The organism is Natrialba sp. SSL1 (genome assembly GCF_001861355.1).
Classification (GTDB): domain Archaea; phylum Halobacteriota; class Halobacteria; order Halobacteriales; family Natrialbaceae; genus Natrialba.
Genome location: NZ_MASN01000006.1, coordinates 1 through 16138, shown reverse-complemented (window position 1 = coordinate 16138; position 16138 = coordinate 1). Strand labels below are relative to the sequence as shown.

At 51.2% G+C, this 16138-nt stretch carries 9 protein-coding genes and 4 pseudogenes; 9 read left to right on the top strand and 4 right to left on the bottom strand.

What is annotated here, in order from left to right; all coding sequences use genetic code 11:
- Positions 1–211: 211 nt before the first annotated feature.
- Positions 212–1411 carry an ATP-binding protein gene (locus BBD46_RS02470; protein ID WP_071400186.1) on the bottom strand — a complete coding sequence of 400 codons (1200 nt, stop codon included), beginning with the start codon at positions 1409–1411 and terminating at the stop codon, positions 212–214.
- A 452-nt stretch (positions 1412–1863) separates the two neighbouring features.
- Here BBD46_RS02470 and BBD46_RS23475 point away from each other — a divergent pair.
- Positions 1864–3002 (top strand): annotated as a pseudogene (locus BBD46_RS23475) (M20 family metallopeptidase).
- A gap of 152 nt (positions 3003–3154) precedes the next feature.
- Positions 3155–3993 (top strand): annotated as a pseudogene (locus BBD46_RS02460) (M55 family metallopeptidase).
- Between the two features lie 158 nt (positions 3994–4151).
- Here the strand turns inward: BBD46_RS02460 and pyrE are convergent.
- The gene (gene pyrE / locus BBD46_RS02455) at positions 4152–4682 is read right to left on the bottom strand and encodes an orotate phosphoribosyltransferase (protein ID WP_071400185.1); all 531 of its coding nucleotides are present in this window, start codon (positions 4680–4682) and stop codon (positions 4152–4154) included.
- Positions 4683–4835: 153 nt separating this feature from the next.
- On the opposite strand from pyrE, the gene BBD46_RS02450 reads away from it, so the two are divergent.
- Positions 4836–6071 carry a Zn-dependent hydrolase gene (locus BBD46_RS02450; RefSeq protein WP_253184475.1) on the top strand — a complete coding sequence of 412 codons (1236 nt, stop codon included), beginning with the start codon at positions 4836–4838 and terminating at the stop codon, positions 6069–6071.
- Between the two features lie 124 nt (positions 6072–6195).
- On the opposite strand, the gene BBD46_RS02445 is transcribed toward BBD46_RS02450, so the two are convergent.
- Both BBD46_RS02445 and BBD46_RS02440 read right to left on the bottom strand, forming a co-directional pair.
- Positions 6196–6951, bottom strand: a complete 756-nt coding sequence (locus tag BBD46_RS02445) for a DUF1214 domain-containing protein (protein ID WP_071400183.1) — start codon at positions 6949–6951, stop codon at positions 6196–6198.
- 4 nt (positions 6952–6955) lie between these two features.
- Positions 6956–7327: pseudogene (locus BBD46_RS02440) on the bottom strand (IS110 family transposase); the annotation flags it as partial.
- Positions 7328–7789: 462 nt separating this feature from the next.
- Between BBD46_RS02440 and BBD46_RS02435 the strand changes: the two are divergent.
- From BBD46_RS02435 to BBD46_RS02410, 6 genes and pseudogenes are all read left to right on the top strand, one after another.
- Positions 7790–9139, top strand: a complete 1350-nt coding sequence (locus tag BBD46_RS02435; protein WP_071400181.1) for a CapA family protein — start codon at positions 7790–7792, stop codon at positions 9137–9139.
- Between the two features lie 739 nt (positions 9140–9878).
- The gene (locus BBD46_RS02425; RefSeq protein ID WP_071400180.1) at positions 9879–11201 is read left to right on the top strand and encodes a M28 family peptidase; all 1323 of its coding nucleotides are present in this window, start codon (positions 9879–9881) and stop codon (positions 11199–11201) included.
- 541 nt (positions 11202–11742) lie between these two features.
- Positions 11743–13092, top strand: coding sequence for a CapA family protein (locus BBD46_RS02420; protein WP_071400187.1), 1350 nt, complete (start codon positions 11743–11745; stop codon positions 13090–13092).
- A gap of 439 nt (positions 13093–13531) precedes the next feature.
- Positions 13532–14299: an IclR family transcriptional regulator gene (locus tag BBD46_RS21420; protein WP_084777649.1), complete on the top strand. Its 768-nt coding sequence runs from the start codon at positions 13532–13534 to the stop codon at positions 14297–14299.
- A 134-nt stretch (positions 14300–14433) separates the two neighbouring features.
- Positions 14434–15438: a dihydrodipicolinate reductase gene (locus BBD46_RS22040; RefSeq protein WP_139173469.1), complete on the top strand. Its 1005-nt coding sequence runs from the start codon at positions 14434–14436 to the stop codon at positions 15436–15438.
- Positions 15439–15662: 224 nt separating this feature from the next.
- Positions 15663–16138, top strand: a pseudogene (locus BBD46_RS02410) (hypothetical protein); the annotation flags it as partial.

Below are 16138 nucleotides of genomic sequence, written 5' to 3'. Positions count from 1 at the left end.
GAACAGCTCGCTACCACCATCCAACCGACTGCTGAGGCTTAGCTAAAGACCAATGAGTCGAGGGTGTATTCGTGGGGTCTATTTGAAGCGGTCATATTGAGGGGAGAGATGCAAAATAGGTGGGCGCAGTTGAAGGGATATCGCCAAACGACTTTGGACACCAAGAGCGCTAAATCATCAGAAGCCTCTGTAAGGTAGTTTAACTGGCTGTTCAGGTTAACACCGGACTACTCTGTGCGGAATTTCTATCGGTCGCCGCTGGTAATGTAAATACAAACGTCGAGCCTTCTCCCGGTTCGGAGTCAGCCCAAATCTCTCCACCATGACGCTCGACAATCCGTTGACAAAGTGCAAGTCCGATCCCGGTTCCGGCGTGTTCGTCGTGACTATGGAGGCGGTGAAACACCTCGAAAATCTGGTCTTGGTCTTCCGGGTGGATCCCAATTCCGTTGTCGTGAACCGAAATGACGCATTCTTCTCCATTTTGCTCAGCGGAGATAGCGATCCGTGGCCGTTCGTCGCCGCTATACTCGATCCCGTTCGAAATAAGATTCTGGAAAAGCTGTCGTAACTGACTCGCATCTCCCTTCACGCGCGGCAATTCCTCAACTTCAATAATGGCATCGTTTTCTTCGATTTGTAGTTCGAGATCCTGGAGGCTCTCGGAAAGCACGGCCTCGAGATCGACCGGCTCGAGAGGTTTGCCCTGTGTGTCCACCCGCGAGTATTCGAGTAATCCTTCGATCATCGCACTCATTCGTTCCGCCCCATCGATCGCGTATTCAAGAAACTCTTCACCATCCTTGTCAAGTTCGTCACCGTACCGGTTCTCAATGAGTCGCAAGTAACTCGAAACCATTCGAAGCGGCTCTTGAAGATCGTGGGATGCGGCGTACGCAAATTGCTCGAGTCGTTCGTTGGATTCTGCAAGACGGTTGTTTGACTCCTCAAGTCGGTCCTGTATTTGTTGCAGCTTGCGATTTTGACGTTTGAGTTCGAGAGTGCTTGTTTTCGCTTTTGCAGCGTTCGTCCCGACGCCGAATCCAGCAACGGCACTAAACCCTGTAAGAATGGGAACTGACCGATTCGGCTCCGTGATATCGGTATCGGGCTGAACGTGATAGAGTGTGAGAACTACGACCATTGTTCCGATGCCAATGAGACACCATGTTGCAATAGTCGAATAAAATTGGGGATGAACATCCGTCTCTGGCAACCGATACCCGCCTACGAAGAGAACAAGACCGGAACCGCCGATAAAAGTAGTTATGACAAGTATGGGAGTAATTGGTGTACCCGAGATCGTGTGTACGGTCGCTCGTCCGATAGCAATGAGGATATAGAGCGCGCCGAGGAGTAGAATGAGTCTTCTTCCGCCAAGAACAGAAGGGATTCGGTTCCAGTAGCCCATTAGGGTGAAGGAGGGGTGGAGAAGGAATAATGGTTCTGCCTGTTGGGTGCTTCTCCAGCGTTCGATTCACAAGCGTTCGAACCTGAAACCGTCGGCGACTACATCGACGCGGTCGCACCGGTGAAATTTACGACGAGCTATACACTGCTCGCAGTTAACGTCACAAACGCTGTAGGGTTCCGAAGAAGTTCACAGAGATGCAAGAAGGAGACCCGTGGCTAAAACAGTGGGAGAGATCCGACAGAGGTGTCTATAGTCGTTAGAGTGTTCTATACCGAATCAGATTCAATTGTAGGGGTCGCAGTTACAGTCTGTTCTTAGGGACAGTAACCGAGACTTCTAGCTCGCCCCCTGATCTATCCGCTGCTACGGTGTGATTACCGCATGAGTAAAACGGCCCTCATCACCGGGTGTAGCGGTATCCGACTGATCTTCCGTCGCTCGCCGCCACGCTGGTTCGCATCGAATCCGAGAACCCACCGGGGAACGAGAGTGCGTGCGCCGAGTACGTCCACGGCTGGTTCACACACCACGGGATTGAGTCGACGCTGGTTGACGAACCCAATCCCGACCGCCAGCAGGTTGGCGCACGAATCGGAGCCGGCCGTCCTACGCTGGTGTTGAACGGGCACTTGGGCGTCGTCCCTGCGGGCGATCATGACGAGTGGACGTATCCTCCCTACGGCGGCGTCATCGAGGACGGTCGACTCTATGGCCGTGGGAGTGTCGACATGAAGACAGCCATCGCCATTGCCATGCTCACGGCACTCAACCTCCGATCGGCTATCGAGAACGGGAGCTTGGATGGTTCGATTGTCGTCCATGCTGCAATAGGCGAGGAGACGGCCGATCCCGGAACCAAATCGCTTCTCGATGCGGGTTTCGACGGCGATGTCGGCGTCGTGCTCGAACCGACGCAGTGTCGTGTCGCAACCAGCGAAAAGGAATGGCGTGGTACGAGATTTCTTGGCCTGGAGAGCCCGCACACGCGAGCGACCCTGATCGAGGGACGAATCCAATCGACCACGTTCGACCGGTTCTTGCCAGATTGAACGACTACGACGCCAGCCTCCGCGAGCGACGTGATTCGCTCTGTGGGCAAGCGTATGCCACTGTTACCCAGATCAGTTCGGGTGAAGGATCGAATAAAGCTGTGCTCGCAGATCGGACGGCTGTCACCCTCGATCGGCGGATTCTCCCCGACGAGACGATCGATGCGATAGATGACGAGATCGAACAACTCGTCTCGGAACTCAACCGCGACCATGGTATCGAAGCTACGTGGGACCGCGCCGAGACGTATTCCTCAGCGGAAATCCCGGTCGACCATCCGTTAGCGGAAGTCTTCCGTGAACACTCGGTGGCAGCGACGAATGCGTCACCGGACCCATGGGGGATTTGGGCATCAACTGACGTACGTGAGTTCATCAACCACGCCGACATTCCAGCAATCACGTGGGGGCCAGGGAGTTTGGCCCAGGCACACACTGTCGATGAGTATGTCGACCTTGACGAGGCGAGAGACGGGCTTGAGATTCTGGAGCGAGCGGCACAGACAATCCTGTCGACGGATAGCTCCGAGTTCGACTGATCCATACCCTTCACTCTACAGTTGCTCGTTGTCCAACAATTCGGTTTCTGCCTTGTGGAGGTGTTTGTGGATCCATGACCGCTCATCCGAGACATCGATCGCGATAGTCATTCCTCCTCATTGTTTTTGATACGTCACTCCGTTCAGCAAGTATGGATGTCTTCGTTTCCGCCGACATGAAAGGTGTCACTGGCATTGCTGCACCGACCGATGTCGTCCAGGACGAAACGGCGTACTCCGACACCCAGTCGTTGTTCGTCGACGACGTGAACGCAGCGATCGAGGGCGCACTCGAGGGCGGGGCCGATTCGGTGCTCGTCAACGACGCCCACGCAACGATGACGAACTTGCCTCGAGCGAGCCTCCACGGCGAAGCCACGCTTATCAGGGGAACACCAAGCCGCGGTCGATGATGCAAGGCTGTTCGTCGGATCACGACCTCGCGTTGTTCGTCGGTTACCACGCCAAGGCAGGGACTGCCGGCGCCGTTCTCAACCACACCTTCATGGGACACGAGCTAGTGCGACTCCGAGTCAACGGTCGTGAAGTGGGTGAGTTAGGATGGAACGCCTGTTTTGCCGGCTCGCTCGACGTTCCTGTGGAACTCGCCACCGGGGACGATGCGACCGCCTCCGAAGCTCGAGAAGAGATGGGGGAACCAGTCGAAACCGTGGTCGTCAAAGACGGTATCGATCGATTCAGTGCGAACTGCCGCTCGCCCGACGAAACGCGTCCGGACATTCGTACTGCGGCTTGCCGCGCCGTGAAGAACGCGGACACAATGCCTGTCTCGCGCTCGGACTCCCCGGTCACCATTTCGGCGGACTGGTCCGCGACGAATCATGCAGCTGGTGCCGGCCGCACTCCCGGTGTCGAATGCGTCGACGATCGCACGACGACGGTCGAAGCCAAGCGATACGTCGATGCGTACGAAGCAACCGTCTCGATGCTTCGTGCTGGGGCCAACGCTCGTGACCAACACTACGGGTAACGGAAGCATCCCGCGGCCAAAAACGTGAGTCTCTCCTGTATTTCGTATAACGAACTCGACGAGAGAGATGGAATTGTTTCTATTCTAGGTTGGTTCACCGTATATATCAGTGATAGGTATGAGGACGGAGTTCGATCGCACGACCTTCACGCAAATCCCTATTGATCAGATATATCGAAATCTTCCCCAACGCGAACTAAATACTCCAGTTCATACCCCCTATCAGCAACATTTTCGACAGCATCTTCATTCCGGTCTACGACGACGATAAGTCTCTCAACAACCCCTCCTACCTCTTGGACTAATTCAGTAGTCTCAAGGATGGTCTGCCCAGTTGTCGTTACGTCTTCGACTACTGCAACTCGTTTCCCTTTCCCGATTTCTCCTTCGACTCGTGCCTGCGTTCCTGTGTGTTTTTCTCCTTTCCGAATGTAAGCCGCCGGAATGCCAGTTTTCAGCGAGACAGCAGTAACAAGGGGAATTGCACCGAGGGCAGGGCCAGCAATAACATCGATCTCGTCCGTAGATATTTTGTCAGCAATTTCAGAAGCAATTACGTGGAGAATTTCTGGATCCGTTTCAAATGCATACTTATCAATATAATAGTCTGTGAGGAAACCATTGGTGAGCTTAAAACTTCCACGCTTAATCGCGCCACTTTCTTCAATAAATGTGCTGATATTTACCATATATATACTATCGACTCTACCACTATAATAGTTAGTGTCGTTTGAATACGACAATCACAACCAAAGCTACTACCTGTGTTTTGAAAGGCAATCAGACACTCTTTGGGAGAAAACATTATCAAATGCGGGACCGTGAGTATAAGTCTCAAACCCATGGTCCAAGTAATTGATCGCGATCGCATTGAACGCCGTCTTGATGACCTCTGGGAAATTGGGCAAACGCAAAAAGGAGGTGTCACTCGTCTAGCGTATACAGACGAAGAGTCAGACGCGTTCTCCTATATCCGGACTGAACTCTCCAGTAGCTATTCAGTCACGGAAGACTCAATGGGAAATCTCTTCGCAACTCGAGAGCCGGAGGCGTCAGACTCGATCTATATCGGTAGTCATCTTGATTCTGTATACAATGGCGGACGTCTTGATGGGACCCTGGGTGTGGTTACTGCAATCGAAGCAATTGAAGCAGTATATAGTTCCGAGTGTGAACCAGCGCACCCACCAACTCTCGCGATTTTTCGGAACGAGGAGTCCGCTCGGTTTGGGCAACATACAGTCGGAAGCCGGGGTGCACTCGGTCAACTCGAAGTGGAAGATTTCTCAGCTACTGATCAAAATGATGTCCCGCTATGGCATGCGATGCAATCACAAGGGTTTGAGCCCGAAAATCTCTCTAATCCAACGATCAATACCGAACGAATTACGGGATTCCTGGAACTCCACATTGAACAGGGTCGAGTGCTTGATGAACGGGAGTTAGATGTTGGCCTTGTCACTAGTATTCGTGCACCTGTGAGATGTCGTGTCACCGTAACTGGAGACCATGATCACTCTGGTGCAACTCCGATGGAGCTACGGTGTGACGCACTGAGCGGTGCTGCCGAGATGATAACAGCAATCGAATCAGTTGCGACAACTGCCGCTACTGATGGAGATTTGGTTGCTACTGTTGGCGATATCACAACGGTCAATGGTGCAATAAACAAGGTCTGTGGAGAGGTTTCTTTCCCGATTGATATTCGGAGCAAAGAGGAGGACTATCGCGATACGATTGAGAATCGCATTGTAGATACAATCGAAACAATTGCAGATGACCGCGAGCTAAGAACCGAGATCGAACTTCTCGATCGATCTGAACCGGTTCAGCTCGACTCAGAGTTTGTTACTGTTCTCGAGCAAAGTGCCGAAACAAGTGGCGCTGCGTATTGTTGTCTCCCGAGTGGCGGCGGACACGATGCTATGAATTTCCAATTAGCTGGGATTCCAACAGGGATGGTTTTCGTTCCAAGTATCAACGGTATCAGCCACAATCCGGCTGAAGCAACAAAACCAGAGGCAATCGAAAAAGCAACCCGCATACTCTCGAAGGCGTTAGTGAATTTTGAGGAGTGATCGACACCGCGGCGACTCAACCGCCAACGGGGATGTCATGGCAGAAATCTGTGCGCTTTCCTCACTCGAGCGGCTCGGCTTCGGGGAACTGATAGCTCCCGTCGAGAATCTCCTCGCGGGGCCCCTAGAGCCGGACCAGGTAGAACCAGTCCTCCGGGATGTAGAGGTAGTTCGGTTGATCGGGGTCACCGCCGAAGTGGATCGTGATACTGCCGTCGTCGTCCGGCTCTGCAGTCACGTTGTTGAACGAGTACGCGTCGTACTCGTTTTCCTCGAGAAGTCCGTCTCTGTTGTAGACGGTGACCGACCAGAATCCGTCGACGGGGACATCATCGACGGTGAGTGTGTGTGGCGTGTCGCCGTCGTTCTGGTCGGGGGCCTCTGGCATATAGATCGTGTCTGGCTGCGGAACTCCGCTCGGTGTCACACTAACGAGCAAGTACTCCACGGGGTTGACCTCATCGACGTCGCCAATTCCGTCGCCGAAGTCGTCCATCGTTTTCATGAGTGTGACGAGCGCGGCGAAGAGTTCGTCGTGTGCTTGGCGGTCCCAGTTGGGGACCTCGAACGTGCCGGTCGAGTCCTGGCTCACTGCGAGTTCGTCCTGTAATCCATGGACGGTCTCTACGTCGTCCGGATCGGTCGGGTCGACGAACGTGCGGATCATGACCCACGTGTACCGCGTCCCGATCTCGTCCTGGGTCAACGTGTACTCGCCAGGATCGTGGTGCGTCTCTTTCACATACGCGTCCTCATTGAGGACGACCATCGACTGGTGACGGTCACCGACATCCGGTTTGGTAACGGTGACCGGCTCGGTCAGGTCGAAGACTCGACTTGAATAGAACGTGTCCCGATTGGGTAAGGCTAAGAACCGCACCTCAGGTTCGACTACCGTTCGGAAATGATGAAGCTCGCCGAACCTCGTCGGTTGGAACGTAGCTTTCTGGAACCGAGCCTAACCGAAGCATTCGAGCGAGTTGTTTCGCATCAACGCGGTCAGTTTTCTTATCCGAGTCAGAGATCAGCTTCAATTCGCTGGGGTTAGCGACAGTCACATCCAGATACGCTGAAAGCGTATCGTGGATGTGGTAGTAGTTGCTGGTGGCTTCAAGCGCGGCTTTGGACCCAGCGTACCGCTGGGCAAAGTCGTCGAGGTTCGCGTTTTCGACGCGAACCTCTTCGACGATTTCACCGTTTTTGTCCAGTACTGCGATCTGTGAGTACCGCTTGTGTACGTCGATTCCAATGAACATTGGACTCACCTTGGAACGCCGGTGCGTGAAACAGAGATTCACCTATGCGGGCTTTCCCGACTGCCGCTCCTGGCGGCAGTCGGGCTGTAATGCCCAGGACTCGGCTTCCTACGCACTCGGACCAGTCAGCAGCACGTGCTCTCGGGCACGGAATACAACTCGGTCTCTTGCGTCCCATACTTGTTTCACGCTCTCATGGGATATAGCAGAATTTCCATCGAGTCAGCAAACCCTACTCGAATCGCAAAGGGCCCCATGGTCGGAAACCGGTTTCATCCCCTCCAGATGCGCGTTGGTTGCCTTCGCAACTCCTTGGTAGGCAGTCCGCAGAAAATAGACGCCAGCAGAAGTGCCAAGCTAGGCCATTCAATGGCAGGATGCGATATACGACCTACACTAGTATCGGCATAAATTACCGTGATGTTATCTACCAAGCTATGTCATATTGATGATGGTGGTTATATGCAAAAGAACCCATTAACATTCACAGCCGTTGGTGATGCGATTGTCACACAGGAGTTTTCAGTTTATGAGGAGGAGTCATTTAATGAGCTAATTGAGCGGATACAAGATCAAGATGTTTCCGTTGCAAATCTAGAAGTCCTTCTCCACAATTTCGAAGGCTATCCTGCTGCTCAGAGTGGGGGAACATACATGCAAGCCCCACCAGAGATTGCAGACGAGCTTACGTGGGCAGGGTTTAACCTGTTCTCTGCAGCGACAAACCACGCGGGAGACTTCTCACACGGGGGGATGGAGGCAACAATGCAAGCCCTCGAGGAGCGGAACATGAGTTATGCCGGCATGGGGCGAAATCTTGCACAAGCTCGTGCCCCGACGTTTCTGGATACCCCAAAAGGACGAGTAGCGCTTATCTCAGCATGTACGACAATTACAACAGGAACGGAAGCCGGACTCCAACGGCCGGATATGCAGGGTCGGCCTGGAATTTCCCCTCTTCATCTCCAGACACGGTATACAGTTCCTGAGGAGTTCCATGAGGAGCTTATCCACGCCAGCAAGAAGCTTGGTCTCGAAGCAATCAAAGACCGGAAACGAGAGCTCGGATTCCAGGTTCCAGGTGAGGATAGTGACGGGTTTACGTTTCTCAATATAGGAGGAGAGACAGATCTACAGTTTGAGTTGGGCGATCGTTTCGATATCCATCAGGAGGTTAATGACGAAGATGCAGAGTCGATTACGAAGCAAATTCAGGCCGCGAAGCGCCAAGCAGATTGGGTATTTATCAGTCTTCATTCGCATGAAGGGACGGGTGGGTCTCGCAATGACGATACTGTCCCACAGTTTTTGGAATCGTTCGCAAGAGACTGTATTGATGCTGGTGCTGATGGATTCATTGGACACGGTCCACACGTTCTTCGAGGGGTCGAGATCTACAGGGGAGCGCCGATTTTCTACAGTCTCGGGAATTTCTTCATGCAAAACGAGACAGTCCCGAACCTACCTGCAGAGATCTACGATCGGTATGACCTCGACCCCTACCAGTCATTGCCAGCTGATCTTTTTGATGAGCGAATCTTCAACGATGAACAGCAGCGCCAAGGATTCACGGCTGATCGGAAGTTCTGGGAATCAGTACTTCCAATCTGCGAATTCGGTGAAGATGGTGTTGAGTCAATTGAACTTCTCCCCTTAGATCTTGGGTATGAGCGGTCGCGGCCTCAACGTGGTCGTCCAATGCTCGCTGGGCCAGACGTTACTGATTACGTCTTCGCAACTGTCAACGAACTTTCGTCGCAATATGGAACCGAATTCACGGAAGATGGGCCTGTTCTCAGAGTCGATCTGTAGGTAGTAGCCACTGCAAGTCACTGCACACCTGATCGAACGACGGCAGCGCGGTTCGGAGCGAGCGCGGTTCGGAACGAACGAAGTGAGTGAGAACCGCGGATGGCGAGCGGGGAACAGCGTGACCCGCGAGTGAAATGAACGGGAACCGCGGAGTCCGATCAGCGTGCAACTAGTTGCAGTTGTCACTACAGCTCTCAAACGTGCAGATGACGTTCTTCACGAGAGGGATGTTCAGACTGACTAACTATATTTTTACAAATATACGGTTGTAATGTGTACATTGATACCACAAACCACGTATTTTGGCATTGGTTAACATACACAATTCAATAAAATTGTACTTCTCGGTTACACTTGCAATCGCATCGTTCACTTCAGTGTCATTGTCTTCGGCGATCCTTTCGGGATTCAGCGTCAGCCTCATACTCCATGGCGGCTTCTGTGTCCTGGAGTCGGCGGCGATATTCCCAGCCGCCGAGAAGAAAGACCACCGCAACCCCGACAGCGGTGATGTACTCCGCTTGCAAGTAAAAATAGAGGAACCCAATCGCAGCAATTAGTATAGAAATACCCAATGATATCTTCGCGAGGCCATGACCTAATGGCGACGGGCGACGCCGTTGCTCGCTGTCTCCGCTCTCTCCTGGTCGTGGTATATCGTTCACGCACAGAGTTAGAACATGCCGGAGGATAGTTCCTTCGTCGTTACTTATTAGTTATTCTGTGTGATCCGTTCACTATGGCAAACAGAACAGACTGGATCGGACGTAGTTACACCTCAGACATCGGCTGGGGCATCCTTTATCAGCTTGCAGAGATCGGGAACCGGCTCGGTGGAAGTGACGGTGAGCGCCAAGGTCACGCTTGCCTCTCCCAGGCTTTTGAGGAGATAGGCGTTCACGATGTCCACGAACAGACGTTCGAACTCACGAAATGGGAGCGAAAGGATTCGAGCGTGTCGACATCAGCCCCCTCCGACAACAACTTCGAAGCTATTGCCTTACCTGGCTCACCAGCTGGCGAGATATCTGAGGAAATCGTTCACCTCGGGTACGGACTTCCCGAAGATTTCGAGGAGGCAGACCTGGAAGGGAAGATCGTTGTCGCTCGTTCGGATGTTCCGAAACATCACGACCGGTGGATGCACCGACGTGAGAAATACTTTCACGCGTACAACGCTGGAGCAGCAGCGTTCATTTATCAAAACCACGTTGAGGGCTGTCTCCCACCAACAGGATCGCTCGGCGGTGGCGAGGATGTGATGGGGCCGATCCCAGCGGTCGGCGTCTCCAAGGAAGTCGGTGAACGACTCCATCTATACGCCTCTGAGGGAACGATCGAGGGGAACGTGACAGTCGATGTTGACGTAGGCAACGGCGAGTCACGTAACGTCGTGGGGACGCTCGGGCCGGATACTGAAGAAACAGTGCTCGTCGGCGCCCACGTCGATGGCCACGACATCTCGGAGGGGGCACTCGATAATGCCTCTGGGGTCGCCGTCCTTTGTGAGGTCGCGCGAGCGCTGGCGGACCGTGAAGGTGATCTCGAACGAAAAGTGACTCTGATTGGCTTTGGAGCCGAAGAATTTGGGCTCGTCGGCTCTATGAAGTATGCGAAAAACACCGATCTCGAGAACGTTCTTGGAATCGTCAACTGCGATGGCGCGGGACGCGCTCGAGATCTCATCGCGAAAACGTGTGGGTTCCCCAAGATGCAGGAGGTCATCACAGACGTTATTGACTCGCTCAGACATCCAGTTCGAATCGTCTCAGGGGTGAACACTCACAGCGATCACTGGCCGTTCGTACAGCGAGGTATTCCCGGTGTCCAACTCCAATCGGAAACTGGCCAGGGCCGTGGGTTTGGCCACACCTACGCCGATACGCTGGACAAAACTGACGTGCGCGCGATTCGTGAGCACGGAATTCTTGCCAGTCTTATCGTCGAACAGCTGGCAGCGAACGAGCCAATTGACCATCGAACGCCCGAGAGTATCGCGGACGAACTCCGCGAAGAAGGGTTAGAAGAACCCATGCGTGTCGCCGGCGACTGGCCTTATTGACCGAATCGAAGTATCCATTCGCGCATGGGCAGTCTCTACGGCCTGAAGGTCTGGGACTGTGCCTGCTCCACGTATGCCACGAGCACAAATGGCAAATTAGAATGCTTTAGGGGGACAACGTTTCCCAAGAGCGGAAACGCTATTTGATGAAATCCCATCAATCCATTACAAGGTGTGAAGCCACTGTTAGCAACTTCTCAAAGCCCCTGCAAAGAAGAGGCGTAAGACGTAGTGCGACAAGTGGTTTATGCCCACGTAAGGGGGCTGATCCTCACTGATCATCGAGTGTTCGAATGTAACTGATTCCACGCGACCGAAAGGGAGCGTAAGGGAAATTGATGTTTGCTGCACCGTTCGGCTGTCCGTGCCCGGACAGAAGAAGAGGCGAACGCCGTGGACCTCCCGGTTTGTGGTACAGACGTATTCAGTCTGGTAAGGGCGAAAATTACTCTTGGCGGAGTGTGTATGTTCTGCACTTATATCGGCAGAAATTACCCCTACATCATATACCAATATATATTATCTATATCATTGGATGGAGATGGAGAAGAAACCATTAACGTTCACGGCTGTCGGTGATGCAATCGTAACACAAGAATTCTCTGTATACGATGAGGAACCATTTAGTAAGCTGATCAGTCATATTCAGGATCAAGACGTTTCGTTCGCAAATCTTGAAGTCCTCCTCCACGATTTCGAAGGGTATCCTGCCGCTCAGAGTGGAGGAACATATATGCAAGCACCTCCAGGGATTGCAGACGAGCTGAAATGGGCAGGCTTTAATTTGTACGCTGCAGCGACAAATCACGCGGGAGACTTCTCGCACGGAGGTATGGAGGCAACGATGCAAGCTCTCGAGGAGCGGAATATGAGCTATGCCGGCATGGGTAGGAACCTTGCACAGGCTCGAGCACCGACTTATCTCGATACACCAAAGGGCCGGGTCGCACTCATATCAGCATGTACGACAATCACCACAGGGACTGAAGCAGGGATCCAACGGCCGGATATGCAGGGCAGACCTGGAATCTCCCCTCTTCACCTCAAGACACGATACACGGTTCCTGAGGATTTCCATAACGAACTCGTCAAAGCCAGCAAAGAACTCGGTCTGGAAGCGATTAAAGACCGCAAACGCGATCTCGGATTCCGAGTGCCGGGAGGAGGTATTGACGCTTTCACATTCCTCAATATAGGTGGAGAGACAAATCTGCAGTTTGAAGCGGGAGATCGTTTTGATGTTCGTCGAGAGGTAAATGAAGAAGATGTAAAGTCAATCAAGAAGCAGATTCAGGCTGCAAACCGCCAAGCTGACTGGGTATTTGTCAGTCTTCACACACATGAAGGAACAGATGGGTCATTCAATGACGACACTGTTCCACAGTTTTTGGAGTCTTTCGCGCGAAGTTGTATTGATACTGGCGCTGACGGGTTTATTGGGCATGGGCCACACGTTCTCCGGGGAATTGAGGTCTACAAAGAAGCGCCGATCTTCTACAGTCTCGGAAACTTCTTTATGCAGAACGAGACGATCCCAAACCTACCCACAGAAATCTACGATCGGTATGATCTCGATCGTCATCAGTCACTACCAGCAGATCTTTTCGATGAACGGATCTTCGGTGATGAAGATCAGCGACAAGGGTTCACTGCCGATCGGAAATTCTGGGAGTCAGCACTTCCAATCTGTGAGTTTACCGAAGATGGTATTGAGTCAATTAAACTTCTCCCTCTAGATCTTGGTCACAAACGATCACGGCCTCAACGCGGCCGTCCAGTACTCGCTGGGCCAGAAATCACCGATCATGTCGTCTCAGATCTTAAAGAACTTTCATCGCCATATGGAACGGAGTTCATAAAAGATGGAGCCGTTATTAGAGTTGATTTGTAGTTAATACCTCCCTTCAATCCACATTATATAACTTTTGTTTATTATCCCTCCTATAGGTATTATCAGTAAGCTCGTTAGTCAATTAGTAGCATCGCTATCTCTCTATACCCAAATTGATTCCACGCATAGTGAAATTCATGTCATTAAATGATAGACCCATAGATGTATTACAACAGTACAGTTGTAATTATACTCTAGGGTATTTCTCGGAATAGCATATCTCTGTTGGTACCCATAGTCGAAGTCAGAAGTATCGTGCCTCTACAAGTCAAAATCGAATATTCTATAATACATGGAATCATCTGATTTGGGAGAAGGTTCTACACACATACAACCTCATGATAGTGTGTATCAGTCATGAATTTAGGAAGAATGATGTCATCAAGGTTAGTATTCCACCATACATAAAATAGAAGGCCCTGGAAACATAGGTGTTGATATGACCAACGACAATCAAATACTATCCACAACGGAAACCTCGATTCGAGTTATAGAGGAGATTCAACGGCAAAATGGGTTACGAGCTAATGAGCTTGCAGAGGCACTTGACCTCTCAATAAGCACAGTTTACAAGCACCTTTCTACATTAATGAAGCATAGTCTTATAATCAGAGATGGTGACATATATCAACTCGGTGTGCGTTTTTACGATCTCGGGATGTATGTGAGAGGACACAATCAACTCTATAGGATTGCGGGGAAGCATGTTTCCCAGATGGCTAATCAATCCAATGAAGAAGTCGACTTTGGGATTGAGCAAAATGGACGTCTCATCACGTTGTATGACACAATTGGGGGAATGAGCGAACCGAGCCATCGCCCAGGATATTACCAATACCTACACACAACTGCAATCGGCAAATCGATTCTTGCAAAATACAATGATGAGGAAATAAGAGCCATAATTGAGAAATGGGGGTTACCCCGTGTAACAGACTACTCAATCACATCTCGTGAAGCACTATTCGAAGAAATAGAGTTAGTTCGAAACCGGGGATATGCGATTAACGATCAAGAATCACAGTCGGGAAAACGGGTCGTCGGAATGGCTGTTGAGCACCCCGAAGGGACTGTTATTGGTGGTTTTAGCATCTGTGGACCTGAATACCGAATTTCGGATGATGAACTCCACCAAGAACTAGTTACTGTCCTCGATGACGGAATCAAAAATTTTAAATCAGAATTAGAATCACAACTAACGGTTTAGTCGCAGAATTCTACTCCATTTAGTCGAAGACGGAGGCAAAGTAGTTTTCAATCCTATAGATTTATGTGTGTGTGGTTTTGACATACCAATTAGTGTTGGAGAGCATCTCCAAGAATATGGTGTGAATATCCACAATGGATAGCAAAAATAAGCTAACTGCGGTCCAATACGGAGTTGGGCCAATTGGTCAGCGTATCGTTCGCAACGCCGTTTCAAAAGGAATACACTTCATCGGTGGCGTTGATATTGATCCTTCAAAGGTAGGAGAGCGTCTCGACGACATTTGTGAAACTAAAATTGATGGCGAGGCAAAAATTACTGATGATGCATCATCACTCCTTCCGACATCACCTGACGTGGTTTTCCATTCCACAGTTTCGTCGGTCGAAAAAGCTGAATCCCAACTCCTTGAAGCACTTGAAGCAGGATCAAACGTCATCACAACCTGTGAGGAATTAAGCCATCCTTGGCAGACGCACCCCGGACCTGCTGAGCGAATAGATAAGGTTGCACGGGAGAACGGAGTAGCATGTGTCGCAACCGGGATCAATCCAGGATTCGTCATGGATGTGCTTCCGGCTCTCCTTTCGACGCCATTCGGACACCTAAAATCTGTTTCGGTTACTCGTATTCAGAATGCGTCACAGAGACGGATTCCGCTCCAACAAAAGGTTGGTGCGGGCCTTTCACCAGAATCATTTGAGGAGAAAGTTGCTGATGGAGCTGGCCATGTTGGTTCGAGGGAATCGCTGGAAATGGTTGCTGATGGTTTAGGATGGTCACTAGTTGACGTTACCAGCACGATCGAACCAGTCATTGCGGAAGCACCTGTAGAAAACGCATATACTGAGGTAGATACTGGAAATGTTGCCGGTGTCAGGCAAATAATTAAAGGAACAACAGCGAATGGGAAGGAAATCTCACTGGACCTCCAGATGTATGCCGGTGCAAATCGCCCGAGAGACGAGATCAAATTGAATGGGAACCAGGAAATAGTTGTGACAGTTAACAATGGATACCATGGGGACCACTCGACGGCAGCAGTGGTAACAAATATTGTTCGGGAAATACTCAGGGCGGATTCTGGGCTCAATACAATGCTTGATATTACCCTTCCAGCGTATCAAGAAGTGTATTGAGCATCCGGAGGGCGTTATCACTCTACACGTTGATCGGAAAATACACCAGTCATCTTCTCTCATTCCAAGTTGAATTTAGACTCAGAATGAATTTGCATTCACTTTATTTAATCAAAAAGGTACATATTTAATATGATTTTTTGTCCTATATACCCATATATACTGAGGACATGTGTTTCCCCCAAAGAGTTTAATAATATTGGACAGAAAGTCCGTCTTGTACTATGGCAACAAGTGACGAGAATTCCGATAGCCGTAGGGGCTTTATGCGGAAAATGGGTGCCGCTGGTGCATCTCTAGCAACTGCGAGTGTAGCTGGATGTATGGGTGGAGAAAATGGACGAGAACTAGACGTCGAAACGCAGGATGACCTGCCGGAGGAGCGTATGATTCGCGACCTCGAATGGATGATCAATACCGAAGATTACGACCCGCCTCGGTACCAGACCGTCCGGTACCTCGCGGAACGTTGTCGGTCGAGCCTTGGCGTCAATGTCTATGAGGAACCGTTGGAGATTACCGTCTCCACAGACCGATGGGAACGTGGCGACTACGACCTGAACACAAATAATTGGTCAAGCGGAGACGGTGATCCTGATAGTATTCTTGTCGACCGATTCCACGCGGATGGATCAGAGAATTACGGCCGGTTTGATCACGAGGAATACAACGAACTGGCGATGGAGCAGCGCAGTGCGAC

Coding starts and splice junctions, on each gene's coding strand:
- BBD46_RS22040 (WP_139173469.1), top strand. CDS start 14,434: ATGGATAGCAAAAATAAGCTAACTGCGGTCCAATACGGAGTTGGGCCA.
- BBD46_RS02420 (WP_071400187.1), top strand. CDS start 11,743: ATGGAGAAGAAACCATTAACGTTCACGGCTGTCGGTGATGCAATCGTA.
- BBD46_RS02470 (WP_071400186.1), bottom strand. CDS start 1,411: ATGGGCTACTGGAACCGAATCCCTTCTGTTCTTGGCGGAAGAAGACTC.
- BBD46_RS02450 (WP_253184475.1), top strand. CDS start 4,836: ATGGTCCAAGTAATTGATCGCGATCGCATTGAACGCCGTCTTGATGAC.
- BBD46_RS02425 (WP_071400180.1), top strand. CDS start 9,879: ATGGCAAACAGAACAGACTGGATCGGACGTAGTTACACCTCAGACATC.
- BBD46_RS02435 (WP_071400181.1), top strand. CDS start 7,790: ATGCAAAAGAACCCATTAACATTCACAGCCGTTGGTGATGCGATTGTC.
- pyrE (WP_071400185.1), bottom strand. CDS start 4,682: ATGGTAAATATCAGCACATTTATTGAAGAAAGTGGCGCGATTAAGCGT.
- BBD46_RS21420 (WP_084777649.1), top strand. CDS start 13,532: ATGACCAACGACAATCAAATACTATCCACAACGGAAACCTCGATTCGA.